This is a genomic window from Pseudobythopirellula maris (genome assembly GCF_007859945.1).
Classification (GTDB): Bacteria; Planctomycetota; Planctomycetia; order Pirellulales; family Lacipirellulaceae; genus Pseudobythopirellula; species Pseudobythopirellula maris.
Genome location: NZ_SJPQ01000003.1, coordinates 527,700 through 544,556, shown reverse-complemented (window position 1 = coordinate 544,556; position 16,857 = coordinate 527,700). Strand labels below are relative to the sequence as shown.

At 64.8% G+C, this 16,857-nt stretch carries 11 protein-coding genes; 9 read left to right on the top strand and 2 right to left on the bottom strand.

Annotation, left to right across the window (positions count from 1 at the left end; all coding sequences use genetic code 11):
• Window positions 1-192 precede the first annotated feature (192 nt).
• Entirely contained in the window at window positions 193-1,440 is a 1,248-nt protein-coding gene (locus Mal64_RS14945; RefSeq protein ID WP_146401666.1) for a carbohydrate porin, read from the top strand.
• 34 nt (window positions 1,441-1,474) lie between these two features.
• Here the strand turns inward: Mal64_RS14945 and Mal64_RS14940 are convergent, their stop codons facing one another.
• Both Mal64_RS14940 and Mal64_RS14935 read right to left on the bottom strand, forming a co-directional pair.
• Window positions 1,475-3,511 carry a VIT and vWA domain-containing protein gene (locus Mal64_RS14940; protein WP_146401664.1) on the bottom strand — a complete coding sequence of 679 codons (2,037 nt, stop codon included), beginning with the start codon at window positions 3,509-3,511 and terminating at the stop codon, window positions 1,475-1,477.
• A 315-nt stretch (window positions 3,512-3,826) separates the two neighbouring features.
• Window positions 3,827-5,326, bottom strand: coding sequence for a hypothetical protein (locus Mal64_RS14935; protein ID WP_146401662.1), 1,500 nt, complete (start codon window positions 5,324-5,326; stop codon window positions 3,827-3,829).
• Between the two features lie 339 nt (window positions 5,327-5,665).
• Here Mal64_RS14935 and Mal64_RS14930 point away from each other — a divergent pair, with 339 nt between their 5' ends.
• From Mal64_RS14930 to Mal64_RS14895, 8 genes are all read left to right on the top strand, one after another.
• Complete coding sequence (locus Mal64_RS14930) at window positions 5,666-7,168, top strand: glycoside hydrolase family 10 protein (RefSeq protein WP_146401660.1); 1,503 nt, start codon at window positions 5,666-5,668, stop codon at window positions 7,166-7,168.
• A gap of 252 nt (window positions 7,169-7,420) precedes the next feature.
• Window positions 7,421-8,353, top strand: coding sequence for a GGDEF domain-containing protein (locus tag Mal64_RS14925; RefSeq protein ID WP_146401658.1), 933 nt, complete (start codon window positions 7,421-7,423; stop codon window positions 8,351-8,353).
• A 536-nt stretch (window positions 8,354-8,889) separates the two neighbouring features.
• Complete coding sequence (locus Mal64_RS14920; RefSeq protein WP_146401656.1) at window positions 8,890-9,921, top strand: zinc-binding alcohol dehydrogenase family protein; 1,032 nt, start codon at window positions 8,890-8,892, stop codon at window positions 9,919-9,921.
• A 256-nt stretch (window positions 9,922-10,177) separates the two neighbouring features.
• Window positions 10,178-10,930, top strand: a complete 753-nt coding sequence (locus Mal64_RS14915; RefSeq protein WP_146401654.1) for a DUF480 domain-containing protein — start codon at window positions 10,178-10,180, stop codon at window positions 10,928-10,930.
• A gap of 1,175 nt (window positions 10,931-12,105) precedes the next feature.
• Complete coding sequence (locus Mal64_RS14910) at window positions 12,106-13,143, top strand: PEP-CTERM sorting domain-containing protein (RefSeq protein WP_146401652.1); 1,038 nt, start codon at window positions 12,106-12,108, stop codon at window positions 13,141-13,143.
• A 901-nt stretch (window positions 13,144-14,044) separates the two neighbouring features.
• On the top strand, window positions 14,045-14,788 hold the full coding sequence (locus Mal64_RS14905; RefSeq protein WP_146401650.1) for a PEP-CTERM sorting domain-containing protein: 744 nt from the start codon (window positions 14,045-14,047) through the stop codon (window positions 14,786-14,788).
• A gap of 158 nt (window positions 14,789-14,946) precedes the next feature.
• Window positions 14,947-15,630: a PEP-CTERM sorting domain-containing protein gene (locus Mal64_RS14900; RefSeq protein WP_146401648.1), complete on the top strand. Its 684-nt coding sequence runs from the start codon at window positions 14,947-14,949 to the stop codon at window positions 15,628-15,630.
• Between the two features lie 172 nt (window positions 15,631-15,802).
• Complete coding sequence (locus tag Mal64_RS14895; RefSeq protein ID WP_146401646.1) at window positions 15,803-16,537, top strand: hypothetical protein; 735 nt, start codon at window positions 15,803-15,805, stop codon at window positions 16,535-16,537.
• Window positions 16,538-16,857 lie beyond the last annotated feature (320 nt).

Genomic DNA, 16,857 nt, shown 5'->3' with positions numbered 1-16,857 from the left:
AGCTTACCCCCCCCTCAGCGGGTTAGTCAAACATTTCTAGATCTTCGGATTTCAGGACTGCGTAAGCCGATGAGGTCCGTGGTTTGATGACGATTAAAACGGCCTGAACCAGCGGGCTACATGCGGGCAGCAGCGTGCGTCGATGCCATGCAATAAGCCCAGGTTTACTTCCAGCCAAGGAGTGGCGGATCGATGCGTCGCAGTCGCAGCACGTCTCTTGCATTTACTTTGCTGATCGCCACGGCATGCCAAGGGGCGATCGGGCAGGGGTACACGGGGCAGGGGCTCACCGGCGACTGGTGCGGCAACCGCGATTGGCTCGCCTGCCAAGGCGTGACGTTCGATCTTGACCACGCCCACTTCGGATTCGGCACGGCCTCGGGCGGTCTCGACGAGCGGTTCAACTATGGCGGGCATGGCGACTACGTCATGAACGCCGACCTCGGCAAGCTTGGCGTCCAAGAGGGCTTGTTCCTCAAGATCCGCGCCGAGCACCGCTGGGGCGAGTCGATCAGCAACGACACCGGCGCCCTGCTCCCCGCCACGGTGCTCGCCGACCTGCCGATCGCCGACAGCGAGCAGCTGTACATCACGAACTTCCTGTTCACCCAGATGCTCAGCGAAACGACGGGCGTCTTCTTCGGCAAGCTCGACACGCTTGACGGCGACTTGAACGCCTTCGCCCACGGCCGCGGCAAGACACAGTTCTCGAACATCGGCTTCGTCGCCTCCCCGATCGTCCTAAGGTCGGTCCCCTACGCCACGCTCGGCTGCGGGCTCGTGGTGCTCGGCGCAGAAGGCGAGCCGGTCTTCACCTACACCCTCTTGAACGCCACCGACACGGCCGACAGCGCCGGCTTCAACGAGCTCTTTGAAGAAGGGGTCTCGATGTCGGCCGAGGGGCGGTTGCCGACCTCGTTCGGCGGGCTGCCGGGGCACCAGCTGTTGGGCGTCAGTTGGAACAACCGCGAGTTCGTCGAGATCGGGCAAGACCCCCGCTTCGTGCTGCCCAACGTGCCGATCAACCGCGTCGACGGCTCTTGGTCGGTCTATTGGAACTTCGACCAATACTTGCAAGTCGACCCGTGCAACCCGAAACGCGGCTGGGGCCTCTTCGGCCGCGCCGGCGTGGCGGACGGCGACACGAACCCGATCGAGTGGTTCCTCAGCTTCGGCGTGGGCGGCAACAGCCCGGTCCGCGGCCGCGAGGCCGACACCTTTGGCCTGGGGTGGTTCATCTCCGGCACGAGCAGCGAGGTCGGGACTCCGTTGCAGGCGCTGCTCGGCCCGATCGGCGATGGCCAGGCGGTCGAGATGTTCTACAACTGGCAAGCCACGCCGTGGCTCAACATCACGCCCGACTTGCAGGTCGTGATGCCCGCCCGTGAAAGCACCGCCACGGCGTTGGTGCTCGGCGTCCGTGCGGTGACCACCTACTGAGGCGGCGCCGAGGCGGGCGGGACGTTTCAGCGGCTTACGCGACACGGCGCCGGCGGCCCAGCAGCAACGGCCCCGCGCCGAGCAGCAGCAAGAGAACCGACGAGGGCTCCGGCGTGTTGGCCCCATCCTCGGCGGGAGCGAACGAGGTCGAGAACTTCTTAGCCGCGGGCTTTTTGGCTGTGGGCAGCGGTCCCAGGTTCGCTAGCGACTCCTCACGGAGCCGCTCGAGCCGCGCTTCTAGGGCGTCGCGACCCTGGCGGTCGCGTTCCAGGCGTTGGGCGTTGCGTCGGTCGATCTTCCACCGTTGGTACTCCGCGTCGTTCTCCAAGACGATGAACGAGGTGTACTCGGTCACGATCGAGTATGCCTCGGCCAGGTCGACGATCCGGTCGATCACTGCGTCGCGCTCGTCGTTGCGGTCGGCGTCCTTCAGCAGCGCGGCGATCGTTTGCTGAGCCCACATCCGTTCGATCTCCGGGTTCTTGCCGTCGCCGCGGTCCTTGGTCGCCGTCAGCGCGAGAGGCTTGCCCCGCGCCTCGGCGTCGACGCGCACGCCGAACGGCCCGTCGCCCCGGTAGCGGCCGTACACTCGGATCGGCGCGCCGTGGTAGAGGCTGGGCAGCAGCTTGGGCGTGACGTCGTAGACCTTCGGGCCGTCGATCGTCAGACGCACGTCCGTGGCGGCCGGGTGGGTGAGCTTGCGGCGGAAGGCGAGCGCCTGCCGCTGGGCGTCGTCGCCCTCGGAGAGGAACGCGGCGATCCCGCCGGCGTCTTCGGCCAGCTGCCGCAGCAGCGGCCGATCGACCTCGTTGCCCACGCCGACGGTGAACACCGTCGCGTTGGCGGGCCGTTGGCCGATGAGCTGCAGCAGCTCGGACCGCTCGCCTTGTTCGGTCATGCCGTCGGAGAGCACGACCACGTTGAGCTGCCGATCGGGCTCGCCGTACTTGTAAGCCGTTTGCATCGCGTGGCGTAGCACGGTGCCGCCGACCGCCTGCTGCGACTGCAGGAACTCGCGCGCTCGGCTCAGCGTCGCCTCGGAGGCGGGGGTGAGCTCGCCGAACAGCGTGGTCGGGCGGACGTTGAACGTCATCACCTCCACGCGGTCTTGCGGCGAGAGGGTCTCGACGAACGCCGCGATCGATTCACGCGAGACGCCCAGCTTGCGGCCGAATCCCATGCTGCCCGACACGTCGAGCACGAAGACGTAGTCGGCCGGCTCGTTGACCTCGGAGAGCTCGTCGCCGGCCGTGACGGTCAGCATGAAGTAGCCATCTTCGCCCTGCGGCTTTGAGGTGATCAGGTCGACGCCGGTCTGAGCCTTGTTCACTTGGTACGAGAGCACGAAGTCACGCGACAGGTCGCCGTCGCGGGTCTCGTAGCTCGCCTCGTAGAAGTGGGGCGAGTTCTGCGCCACGACGAACGCGTCGCCGTGGCTGGGGCTGTCGAGCGCGACGATCGGCGTCTCGCTCAGCACACGCACCGTCAGGCCGAGCCGAGCGGCCGCCGAGTCGCCGTTCTCCTGCGCCTGAGTCGAGAGCGGGTAGGTGTAGGTCGCGCGGTCGGCGTCGAAGCCGAGCTCCTGGTAGTAAGAGATCCGCACCCGCTGCTCCGCTCCGGCGGCGATCGGGAAGATGCGCATCTCGAACGTCTTGTAGTCCTTCTGCTCGAGCAGTCCCGGGTCGGTGCGAGTCGCCTTGTAGCTCTCGTAGATCTCGCGGGCGCGTTGCTTCTCGACCACCTCGCCGACCATCTCCTTGCCGCCGATCCACATGCTGAAGTTGGCGACCGACGCCCCTTCGGGGACCGGGAACACGTAGAGCGCCTCGACCGCCCGGTTCTCGGTGTTGAGAAAGACCTGCTCCACTTCGGTCACGGCGACGCCGTTGTTGATCGTGACCGTGGCCTGGTGCTCGAGCACCTCGAGCCGGCCGCCGAGGCCGCCGTCGGCGATCAGCAGCCCCGCGGCGTTGGCGGTCGAGGGGTAGCAGGCGACGGCCCCGATCGCCGCGGCGAGCAAAGCCGTGGACGAGCGGGTGAACAGCCGATGGCTAAGGTACGGGCGCAGCATTCCTACACTCCTTGCGCTGTCCGGCGCGTGGCCGGGGGGCGTGAAAAAAGAAACGGCGGCGCCCCGATGGCGCCGCCCAGGCAGCGTTTCTACCGTCGTCAAAATGCCACGATGGCGATGGGCCTCAGGCGTAGAGCCTGTCAGTGATGGGCCCGATTAAGGGTGGCCAACTCGGCACTCGCTTGTTCTCACCACTGAGACGGCGCGCGGGGGGAGCGAGTTCCCCGCACGTCCATAGAAATGCCACCCCCGCGCAAGAAAGTCTTGCGGGGGCGCCCAACGCGATTCGCCCACGCCGCTCAGTGCGGCCCGCGATCAGAACTCGACCTGGTACTTCTGCGTGAGCTCGCGGCGCATCCGCGAGGTGTCTTCCTGCATCTGCCGGACGACGCCGCGGACCGTGGTCGAGCTCTTGGCCCGCTCCTCGGTGCGGATCGCGCGGCGTTGCGACTCCTGGCCGCGCACGGCGTCGACTTGGTCGCCGTAGCCGCCGCCGAACAGCGAGTTTCCCGAGTTGCCCGTGTCGTCGCTGCTGTAGTAGGAGCTCGAAGAGACGCTCGCCCCCCGCGCGCCGCTCTGGATCCCCGCGCCCTTGATCGCCTCGACGCAGTCGCGCATCTGGCTGACGATGTGCGCGCCGAAGTCGACCACCGTGGGGTCGACGCCCAGGATCGGCATGCGGTCGATGCGGTTGGCGTACTTCTCGAACCAGCGGCCGATCGAGTAGTACGACTTGGCGCCGTGCTCGCGTTTCAGGTCGTGCAGGTGCTCCTCGATGCCGTGGAAGTAGTCGAGCGTCGCCTGTTGCTGAGCCTGGTAGTCGGGGTCGGTCGCGATCGACTCGCCGCCCTCCTGGGGCTGGCCGATCGCCGCGGCGTCGAGTTCCAGGAAGCTCATCAAGCGACGCAGGCTCGCGACGCTCATCTCGCCCGAGATGCGGACCGACTTCTCGGCCGTCCCCGGCGCCCAGTCGTACGCCTCTTCGAAGGCGACGCCCCCCTCTTCCAGAACCTCGATCAGCAGCGGCTTCGCCACCGTGGTGATGGCGTCGACCGGCTCGGCGAAATCGAACTTCAGCGAACCGACCACGCGTTCCGTGGTGCGAACGCCGAGCGTCATGCCGCGCACACTGGCCAGCACCCGCGCCGCGTCGTCCAGATCGACCCCGCCATCGGCCAGCACCTTCGAGCCACTGAGTGCTCGCCGCACGGCCGACTCGCCGAGGGCCCCGGCGAGGTCGAGCGCCAGGATGAACTCGGTCCCCACGCGATCGGGATACTCGGCCGCTTCGGCGAGGTACGGCGAGAGGTCGGCCCGCGCGCGACCGCTCGCCTCGCGGACCCAGCGGGACGCCGCCTGGCGGTCGCTCGGGGCGGTGAGCCCGTATTCGTGGGGACCGAATTTCACCAAGTAGCCGCCGCGCGGCATGGCCAACGCCTCGAGCCCGCCGATCTTGTCGGCCACGCCTTCGGTCAGCCTGGCGACCACCGTCATCGGCAGGTCGCTCTCGAGCCGCGCGACCGCGGTCTCGCGCCGCGGCGAGAGCGTCGCCAGGTCGATCGTGGCGGCGAGCACGTACTCGCTTGCTTCGGGCGGCATCCGCAGCGGCGCTTGGTCGGAGTTCGATCGGTAACTCTGCCGCCACCCCTCCGCCACGCCGACTTTACTGCCGAACGCCTTCTCGGCGTTGACCAGAACCACCAGGTTCGAATCGCGGGGGACCTTGGCGAGCAGGTCGGCGAATTCGGCCTGGGCGGCGCCCGTCGTCAATAGCGTGCACCCCATAACCAACGAGGGCAGATGGCGTAAGAACATGGCGAAGCTCCTGATGAGAAGGGCGTCGGCTGAGATGCCGTGAGGCTGGCGCGGCTACCAAGGACTGAGGCTGGCCGCCGTGCGAAAACCGCAAGAGGAAGGCGACCGCAAGAGGAGGGGGATATTCGGCAGGCGCCAAAATACCACCCCGAGGAGGCGACGTACACAATTGCGCCGCGGCGCCCCAGGACACTTTGGCGGCCCTCACAGGGAAAAACCGCGTTGCGCAGCTCCCTCACGTTCTTGCGCAACGCCGTTCTCCGCCGCGTAAGGCTTACTTATAAAGGAATAGTCGGGGCGTCCGTCCCCGCGATAGCGACCGGAACCGCTAGGAAGAGTATGACCTCGCTGCATTGCACCCGCCGGCACACCTGCGCGCTCGCCGCCACCGGTCTTCTACTGATCGTGTCCTCGGTCGGCGCCCCGGCGATGGCCGCGGGGTTCGCCGATTTCAGCGGCCTGTGGATCAACCGCTACGAGTACAACGGCGACAGCGTCTCGAGCATCCGCTCGCGGATCGAGAACGCCGCCAGCCTCGGCATCACCGACGTCATGTGGCAGGTGCGCGGCCGGGCCGACGCCTACTACGACAGCGAGCACGAGCCGTGGGCGCAGGGCCTCTCCGAGTCCGTCGACCCGCTGCAGGTGGCGATCGACGCCGCCCACGACAACGGCATCAAGCTGCACGCCTGGATGAACACGATGCCGCTGTGGAACAGCTCGCAGCTCCCCTCGGACGGCGACCACCCGATCTACAACGATGACCCCAGCTTCCGCGTCACCGACTACTACGGCGACCTCGAGCCCTCCGATGGCTACAGCGGCAGCTCGTACGCCCGCGTGAACCACCTCTTGCCCGAGGTCCACGACCACATCAACGACGTGGTGCGTGACCTCAGCGAGAACTACGACGTCGACGGCGTGCACCTCGACTACATCCGCTGGATGGGGCCGACCTCCTCCAGCCAGGGCTACCGGCCCGACTGGTACTACCTGCCGCACGACGACTACTCGCACGACCTGTTCTTCCAGGCGACCGGTCTCGACGGGTCGAGCTTCTCGAACGCCACGGCCTACCGAGACTGGAACCAGAGCCGCATCACGGACCTCGTCGCCTCGGTCAAGCAGACGGTCGACGCGGCGGAGGTTTCGACCGGCCGCACGATCGATCTGTCGGCCGCCGTGTGGAACAATCCCGACACGGCCGAGCACGACTACCTGCAAGACTACCGCAGTTGGCTGGAGCAGGAGCTGGTCGATATCGCCATGCCGATGCTCTATCTCAGCAGCAGCAACCACGACCGGTTGTTCGACGACTACGTGAGCCGCATCACGTCGATCGAGACCGACTCGCGCATCGTGGTGGGCCTCGGCAGCTACCTGCACGACGAGGACGGCGGCGGTCCCGAGCTGACGGTCGAGGAACTGCAGGGGCTCTACGACGCCGGCCTCGACGGCGCCGCCTTCTACGGCTACGGCTCGTTCTTCGGCACGGGGAGCCTGGGCGTCGCACGCCAGGAGGCCGTCAAGGACTTCTACGAGAGCATCGCACCCGTGCTGGTCGGCGACTACAACAGCGACGGCGTCGTCGACGGGGCCGACTTCACCGTGTGGCGTGACTCCTTCACTCAGGTAGGCGAGGGGTTGCCGGCTGACGGCAACAACGACGGCTGTGTCTGCATAACCGACTACCACCTGTGGGTGCAGCACTACGGCGAAACACTCGCCGATCTGATCGCCGCGCCGGCCGAGGCCGCGGGGGTTCCGGAGCCGGCCACTTGGTCGCTGTTGGCCCTCGCCGGGCTCGTGGCGGCCCGCCGCGGCGCCGCCCGCCGTGGGTGATTCTCTCCCCGAGCGGCTAGCACGCCGCCGCGGTTCCGCACTCTGATAGGGCATTTTGGCCGTCGCGGCTGGCGGCCTCGGGCCCCGTGGTTCCGCATGATCCGTACAACCGGCGGGGTCGGTTCGGCTTCTTTCTGTAGCGGGTCGCTCTGACGGGCGGACGGCAGCGCATTGTGTCCCATGCTTTAACCATGGCTCCCTGCGCCGGGGGCCGGTGTTTCGTCCAACCCCCGTCCTGCCCAATCCCACCCCATGTCCGACGCCATCAACTCGTTCGCCGAGTGCTCCGCCGCGCCGGACGACCGCAGCACGATCCTCAACCCCGCGCTGCTCAACGACTCGCTCGACGACGCTCCCGACTGCTGCCTCGTGCAGATCTACCCGGCCGACATCATCGACGGCATGCGCCGCGTGGAGGGCCGGTCGCTGATCGTGGGCCGCGACCCGCGGTGCGACCTCACGCTGGACGACAGCAGCGTCTCGCGGCGTCACGCCGAGTTCGCACGCGTTGACGGCGGCTACGAGGTGCGTGACCTCAGCAGCACGAACGGCACTTACGTCAACGGCGAGGCGGTCAAGCAGCGTGTGCTGCGCTCGGGCGATTGCGTCAAGCTCGGCGGCTACCTCTACAAGTTCCTGTCGGCCGGCTCGATCGAGACCGCCTACCACGAGACGGTCTACACGGCCCTGACGATCGACGCCCTCACCGGCGCGTTCAACAAGAGCTACCTGCTCGACAACCTCGACCGCGAGATCGCCCGCAGCCGCCGCCACGGCCGGCCGCTGGCGCTGGTCATGTTCGACATCGACTGCTTCAAAGAGGTCAACGACACGCACGGCCACCTGGTCGGCGACGAGGTCCTCAAGGACTTCGGCGGCCGCGTGCGAGAGGTCTGCCGCGAGATCGACATGTTCGCCCGCTACGGCGGCGAGGAGTTTGCCCTGCTGCTGTCGGAAACGCCCGCTGATGAGGCGCTGGCCATCGCCGAGCGTTGCCGGCAGGCGATCGCCAATGAGCCGTTCGCCACGGCCGCCGGCCCGCTGCGCGTGTCGTGCAGTTTCGGCTTGGCGGTGCTCGACGGAGTCCGCTCGGTGAAGCCGATCGAGCTGATCGGCGAAGCCGACGAGCGGCTCTACGAGGCGAAGAGCCAGGGCCGCAACCGCGTTGTCGGCCCGCGGCTCTGATCTTGAATCGGTGGCTGCGGTTTGGCCCAAGAATAAATCGCAACCGCCCCGCGATTGGCCTCTCAGAAAAGTTTCGCGCGATCGGCGGGGCGGCAATCGCCCCCATAACGCAGCGGCGCGTCTTGTAAACTTGCTGTCGTCCGTTTTAGCGCAAGGCGCCCGCGCGACGGCGACACCCTGCGGCGCCCAATTATCTTTGTAACGGGCGTTTCACCTAATTTCGACAATCGCTTTTGGCCGCGCGCGCAGCAGCGATTCTTGGCCACTCGCCATTTTGTTCTAAGTCGTTGCCATCAAGTCGATTAGCGGAGCGCAGCGGAGTCCGCCGAAGGCGGATAAGTCGCGCAAGAAAATTCTTGGGCCAAGGTTTGGAGCCCGTTGACCGCGCAGCGTCGCAGCGACGCAAGAATCCCCCTCCGTGTCTGGCGGATGGGCCATCCTTGGGGGCGCCGCCTACAATGCGGGACGTCTTCCCGTGGCGGGCGCCGGCCCACGCGGAGTTGGCCAAACGCATCCCTCTACCGGGCGAAGCCAGAATGAAAGCCGTAGGACTCACACGTTACTTGCCGATCGACGATCCCGAGTCGCTCGTCGACTTCGAGGCGGACAAGCCGGCGGCCGAGGGGCGTGACCTGCTGGTCGAGGTGCGGGCCATCGCGGTGAATCCCGTCGACACCAAGGTGCGGGCGCCGAACGATTCGAATCGCGATGTGGTTGAGAAGGACCCGCGTATCCTCGGCTGGGACGCCGCCGGGGTGGTCGTTGCCGTGGGGCCCGACGTGACCCTGTTCAAGCCGGGCGACGAGGTCTTCTACGCCGGCGACATCACCCGCCCGGGCGGCAACGCCGAGTTCCAGCGCATCGACGAGCGGATCGTCGGCCGCAAGCCTTCGTCGCTCGGCTTTGCCGAGGCGGCCGCGCTGCCGCTCACCACCATCACCGCCTACGAGGCGCTCTTCGAGCGGCTCGGCTTGAGCGCGGACAGGCAGAACAGCAGCGAGTCGCTGCTCGTTGTTGGCGGCGCCGGCGGGGTTGGCTCGATCGCCATCCAGCTGGCCAAGCTCGCCGGACTGCGGGTGATCGCCACCGCTTCGCGGCCCGAATCGGCCGACTGGGTGCGCGAACTCGGCGCCGACGACGTGATCAACCATCGCGAACCGCTGCGGCCGCAGGTCGAGGCGCTCGGGCTGAAGTGGCTCGACCACATCGCCCTGTTCAACGACACCGACGGCCACTGGGACGCCGCGGCCGACCTGATCCGGCCGCAGGGGCGGATCGTGGCGATCGTCGAGAACAGCGGCCCGCTCGCCCAGGGCGTGATGAAGAGCAAGTCGGCCACGCTGGTCTGGGAGTTCATGTTCACCCGCTCGATGCACGAAACGCCCGACATGATCGAGCAGCACCGGCTGCTCTGCCGCGTGGCGGTTTGGATCGATGGGGGCAAGATCCGCTCGACCGTCGGCGAGGTGCTGTCGCCGATCTCGGCCGAGAACCTGCGCGCAGCGCACCGCAAGCTCGAGTCGGGCCGCGCGATTGGCAAGCTGGTGCTCGAAGGCTGGCGGAGCTAACCGGATGGCGAGCCGGCGGCGTAAGCCGCCGGAGTCTTCCCGTAGCGATCCGTTCAATCATGCAAGAAGCAGTGCATCCCTTCGTGGTGCAGCTCTACACACGCAAAGTGGTAGCGCGAGACTCTTCTGTTGTTCCGGTGGTCCGCTCGGGTGTTCCACTCCGGCGAGTCATGTCGCCGGCTCGCCAAGGTTGGCTTGGTCGTCTTAGAATGGCGGTTCACGCTTGCCGCGACGCACCTCAGGGAAGAGCCCGCCGATGACCGAACTCGCTGACGACCAACCGAAGTGGACCACGCTCGCCTCGCGCGAGCGGCGGATCTTGGGCGCCTTGGTCGAGAAGGCTAAGACGACGCCCGACGCCTACCCGCTGTCGCTCAACGCCCTGCGTTCGGCCTGCAACCAGAAGAGCAACCGCTCGCCGCAGATGACTCTGGACGAAGACCAGATCGACGAGGCGATCGACGCCCTGCGCCAAAAGGGCGCCGTGTCGGTCGTGCAGGGCGATTCGCGTGTGGAGCGTTATCGGCACCTGGCGTACGACTGGCTGGGCGTCGACAAAACGGAGCTCGCCGTCATGGCCGAGCTGCTGCTGCGCGGCGAGCAGACCGTCGGTGAGCTGCGGGGCAGGGCGGCCCGGATGGAGCCGATCAAGGGCATTTCGGAGCTCGAGCCGGTGCTCGTTTCGCTTAAAAACAAGGGCCTTTTGCTCTACCTCTCGCCGCCGGGCCGCGGCGCGGTCGTCACGCACAACCTGTACGGTCCGAGCGAACTGGACCGGCTCAAGCGCGATCTGAAGCTCGACGACGGGGCGCCAGCCGCGGCCGCCACGCCCGCTGCTGCGAGCAGCGCGGCTCCCACGGCGCCCACGCCACAAGCCGCGCCGCCGGCGCCAGCCCCGGCGGACAGCGATTGGCGGCCGGAGTTCGCGGCCCTCAGGGCCGAATTCGAGGAGACCATCACCGAGCTGCGCGACGAGATCGAAACACTCCGCCAGCGCGTCGAGGGCTGACGCCAACACAAAAACGGCGAGCCGGCGACGTAAGTCGCCGGCTCGCCGTTCGTATTAAACAGAAAAAGCCCGCGGCGTGCTGGAGCGCGCCGCGGGCTTTTGGGTGATGGGGATGCACGGGCCGCAGGCGGCTCGTGGTCAACAATTATCCAACGTCCGAAAAAGCTCCAACTAGGAACGGTTGAGTCACGCCCGGCATGGTTGGCGTGCGATGGACGGTTCTGCGATGGCCGACCGGCGCCGTGGTTTTGTTTACCAGCGAGAGGGGGCTCACTCGGCGCCGGCTGGGCGGTCTTGCCGCTCGCAACCTGGCTTGTCGATGCCAGTGAGTCGTCTCGGTCAGTAGAGGTCGGGGTACGGTCACAGCAGAACCGCGGTCTCGCTCGTCGAGGGCCAGGCCCTAATCACGCTCGTTAAAGGGTGCAAAGAGTACGAGTGACCAACGATTCGTCGTGAGGCTCCTTTCGCTTGAAGGGAAGCGGATCGCTTGAGGGACATGGGATCGCCGGAAACGCTTGAAGCAGCCCGGTCAGTCCCACGCCCAACGAAGTCTCGTGTCGACAAGTGTTGTGTTAACAACTTAGACGCAGGCGAATCAACGCGATTCCCAAGAATCCGACGCACGCAACAAAAAAAGTTGCCCGCAACGGTCGCTTTGCAACGCCTTTGCCGGGCGTAACTTCCCAGCGGTGCGGGTAACCCTTTGGCGCCGCGGATAGCCGTAAGCAGCCGCGTGGGAATAGCCGGCGCTCGTGCGCCCGAACTCCCCTGCAGACGCCGGCGGCATCCGGCCGCTGGTGGACCGGAACAAGCGTTCGCAGCGCCCCAAACGGCCCCAAAGAGGCAAATCGGCCCGTTTGCTCCGCTCAGCGGCGGTGAATATCGTTGTGGAGGTCGCGCCCGCTGATAAACTGCAAGACGGGCGGAATGCACGGATTGGGGCAACGGCGGCGAGATTGCGGCGTGATGGCCGTCTTCGCTCGCTGACCGGTCCACCGCTGTTCGGCCCTACGGAACAAGAGACTCTTTTAGACCCCCAGGCCCTCGCCCGAGCCGGCGTTGGCTGTCGCACTCACCGCCTGGCTCGCCCCCAGCCTTTGTCTCGTCCGGCCTTGCTCGCAAGGCCTAAGGCGTGCAAAAGGGCCGGCGCCGGCAAACCCCAAGATCTTCCCGCTATGGCAAACGCTCTTAGAAGTCTGCTGCGTGCGATGACCCGCCCGGCCGCACTAGTAGCCCCCGTGGCGCCGGCTGTCGCCCCTCTTGCGATCGCTGTGGTCGTGCTCGTAGCGACTTCCACCGCCGCCCTGGCGGCCCAGATCGATCTGAGCCTCAACCTGCTGCACAACGGTGCTGTGGCGTCGAACGGCGGCAGCTGGGAGCTGGTCGCCAAGGCCGACGGTGGGGCCGCCAACTTCGGTCTGATGTCGCTCTCCGTGCCGCTGCGTGGCGTCAATACGACGATCGCTTCGGGCCTGCCGAGCGGCACGGTCAACGGCGACGATTCGGCCGGTTTTGGCCTGTTCAGCAACACCCCCACGGGATCCGGACGACTCATCACGGCCGCTCAAACCCCGGTCATGCCAGACCCCGACAGCCGCGTGTTTTTCGGCGTCGGTACGGTCGAAAACGGGACGCCGGCGCCGCGCGCCACGCTGGCGGGCCTGATCAATTCGCCGTGGGCCACCGGCGACACGTTTGGCGACTCCGACTGGGACGTTGCGGTTACGGTCGCCACCGGCACGTTCGCGGCGGGCGCCGACCCGCGTTTTGGCCTCGCCTCGTTGTTCGACGCGTTCGTTTTCGACGACATGAACAGCGTTCCGTCGTTCAGCAGCGACACGATCTTCTCGACCCTCATCCGCACCAACATCTCGGGCAGCATCGCCAACGGCGACTACAACGAGAACGGCTTCGTCGACGCGGCCGACTTCACCGTTTGGCGCGACGCCATGGGCACGGGCGTGGCCCCGGGAACGTCGGCCGACGGCACCGGCGACGGCATGATCGACGACGACGACTACGACCTGTGGGTGGCGAACTTTGGCTTGGAGATCCCGGCCCCGTCGCTGGCGACATCGAGCTCCTCGTCACTCGCCGTTCCCGAGCCGGGCACGGCCTGGCTGACGGGGCTGGCGGTCGGTGCGATAGGGCTGCTGCTGCGTGAGAAACGAGCCCCTCGGGCCGCTTTGGCGCCCGCTTGCGTGCGTCGCTGAGGCGCCCCGTCACAGGTGCGCCATACCGTCAAGGCCGTTTTTTAGGAAAAAGCCTTGGAACCTACTGAAGTTGCTTGACACGCCTAGAAACCCCCAGCATAATGCGTCCATCCAAGTGGGCTGTCTTGGCTAGATATCGACCAGATTTCGTCGTCTTATCTAGCCGGTCGTCCGCTCGGACAACGACCGAACTTTTCCCAAAGCACCGGCCGGTTTGTTTGAAGCTACGTCACGATTCGCGGCGGTGTTTCAAGCGAGTGAACCGCTTGGTAACCACATGAGATATTGCTGGCAGACCCTTACGGACGGGGCGCTAGATGGCCGGAGTCGCCAAGCGTCAGCATCGTTGCCAACAAGATCGGCCTGCTTAGCCGGTTGGTCTTCGAGGCTCAGAGTCAGCCAAACGGCGTTTGCCTTGTGCTCGTCGTCTGGCGCCTAACCGCAAGTTGATTGGCCCCAGAGAGTTTTATTCCTCATCGCGGATCTTTTCGAAAATCTCACCTAGCCGGCGCCGGTTTTAACCGGGCATCGCCCGCCCTTATTGAGTGAGCCTCGGATCGTGAAGTTTTTGAGATAGTCTCGCCAAGATGCTTGCTACGTAGTTCGATTCCGATCAGACTGTGAGAATCGGTAGCCGTTCCGCCGCAAGACGAGATCAACCACCGGGCTGATTTCAGGCGGATTAGTTACTCAGGTTCGCTCAACGTTTTTCTGCCGCCCGGCGGCAGCAACTCGGTTCAAGCGTCAACAAACGTCAAGAAGTCACGTTCGTTTTTTATTGGCGTCGCCCCTCGTCGGGGTCGCCAAACTACTGTGAGTTACATAAGGGCGTTGAGCTGCGATTCTCGCTCGGCAACTCTGTTCAATAACTGTCTTTCTCAAAGTGGGTGGAGAAACACGAATGTCCTGGAAGAACATCACGTCTGTCGCGGCCATGGTCGCATTGCTTGCGTCGCCGGCTTTTGCCGATCCGACCTTCAACTGGGTCGACAACGGCACCTCGGCGATCCTGCAGATCGTGCCCGACACGACCGGCTCGCTCGAAATCGAAGTTAGTGTCGTCGCCGACGCTGGCGTCGGGATCTCGGCCGTCAACCCGCTCAACACGAGCATCTTCGAGTACGATGACAACCCCGGCGTCAACACGCTCGAGGGCAACATCACCACGCTTGGCCTTCAGACCTACCTGGCTGGTGAACTCGGTGGTGAGGACAGCGCCTTCGCCTCGATCGGCTCGAACCCGCTCGCCGGCACCAGCGCCATCGACTTCCTCGAGTTCGTCTTCGACGGCTCGGCCGGTGGCCTGACCGCCTCGGGCATCATCGCCCAGGGTGGCACCAACTTCAACGACGAAGCTGTGTTCGAAGTTGCGACTAATGTCCCCGGTGACACGAACGGCGACGGAGCTGTTGGCCCGGACGACCTGAACGCGGTAAGCTTGAACTGGGACCCCAGTGGGAGCAACGGACCTTACACCCTAGCTCAAGGTGACTTGAACGGTGACGGGGCGGTTGGCCCGGACGACCTGAACGAGGTGAGCCTCAACTGGAATCCGTCTGGTTCAGCAGTCGCTGTTCCCGAGCCCACTTCGCTCCTGATGGTAGCTCTTGCGGTTATCGGCTTCGTGACGACTCGCCGTAGCTAAAGAATCATATACAGAGTTGCATGCAACGCGACTCTGTACATCGTATAAAATCGATTTGAAACTTGGGACGACACACTGCTAATGCATTGAACGCAAGTTGCTTATGATTGAGTTTGCACCGTGTAATTACCAAGAATTAATCTAGAAGGATTTCGAATATGAACCGTATTTTTTTTGCACTACTGACCATCGCTGCCTTGACTGCCTCGCAGGCTCAAGCGGCTACTATCGAGTACTCGCTCAACATTGCGGGTGTTGACCCAGCCGATTACCTGACGATGCCGGCCGGAGAGTACACGCTCGAAGTTTGGGCCCAGGTCTCTGACAACGACATTGGTGGCGGCTTCAATGGTGGCCTCCTGTCCTACGCGTTCCAGCTCAACACCGAAGAAGATGCTGTCCTCGATTTTGTTGAGGGCATGAGCGGTCCTCCCGTCAACCGTGTTCCTTCGGGCAAGTGGGATAGTGTCACTCCCAACTCGCTCTTTGCGAACAAGTTCCAGGGTGAGCTCGATAGTGGTCTTGGCTCTGTCTCGGGTGACGTGTTCGCCCAGACGGGATCCATGGGCCCTGGTGACTTTGATAACAACTTCGACGCTATCGGCGTGGGTTCTCCGACGCTGCTAGTGTCGGGTCCGATCGAACTCGGCCTGGGTATCGCGACGATTGAGGTTTCGGGTTTGGCGACGCAGCACATTGTTTACGGTGCCACCGGAGCCACCGAGTCGGACGATGTGATTCCCGCTTCGATCACGATTGGTAATATCCCCGAGCCCGCCTCGGCGATGCTCGCCGGTCTGGCCGTTGCTGGTGTCCTCGGATACCGTCGCCGCAGCTGCTGAGCTGAACGACTACACCTCGGTGTACACACGCCGAGTTGATTTACAAAAAGGCCCCTGGGTTTACCCAGGGGCCTTTTTTATTTACATCAGGATTCAAGAAGCATAGGATACGGTAGGCCGCGGCATTGATGGCGTCGGTTGATAGCCATCGCCCTACTGAAAATCGTGATTGGTGGAATCACTTGCCGCCGAATACTCTTCCACTCTTCTCAGTGAGTTCATCATGCATTGGCTCTTAAAGTCATTCCTTCTAGGAACCGTGTGCGGCTTAGCCGTCACCTCGCACGCCGCGACTGTTGAGTATTCGCTTCGGTATGAGGGTGTCGATCCTGAGGATTACACTGTTATGCCACCAGGTGAATACAATCTCCAGGTTTGGGCAGAGGTTACCGACAACGATATCGGAGGCGGATTCAACGGCGGACTGCTTTCCTACGCTTTCCAACTCAACACCCATGAGGATCATGTCCTAGAATTCGTCGAGGGCATGAGCGGCTTTCCCGTCAACCCTGTTCCCTCGGGCAGGTGGGACAGCACCACGCCGAATTCGCTTTTCGCGATCACGTTCCAGGGTGAGCTTGATAGTGGCCTAGGCGCAATCACTGGCGACGTTTTTGCTCAGACGGGCTCCATGGACCCCGGCGATTTCGACGACAACTTCGACGCCATTGGTGTGGGCTCGCCAACCCTGCTTGTATCCGGCCCAGTGATCTACCATGGTGGGGCCTATCTCGTGACAGTATCAGGCTTGGCATCCGAGCACATTGTTTATGGCCCTACCGGAGCCACGCCAGCGGATGTGGTGGAGTCTTATGCAATTGCTGTATTTCCGCCTGAGCCTACCTCAATGATGCTTGCTGCTCTTGCATGCTGCGGCGTTATGGGCCGTCGGCAACGCATTAGCTAGCAACCTGCTCGGCAGACGGGGTAGTTGGCGCCGACCTTGCCGGCTGCGGTTGGTTCGCCGCGATTGCGGGCCTCAGCGGTTCGATAACCGTGACAGGTCCGCTCGGTCGCGTTGGTTGACAGCATTGCAGGGGCTGCATGCGTCGACGCGTCTCTTGGATCGGGAGCGGACCGGCCCCGAACCACCCTCTAGCCGCCGATGCGCCGAACGGCCGACCGCAAGTCGCCGCCACGTCCCCGCCGCGCCGGCCGGACGCAGGCCCCCGGTGCATTTGCCTCCGGTTCAATGGGCACGGGTAGAAAGGCCACGGGCGTCAATCG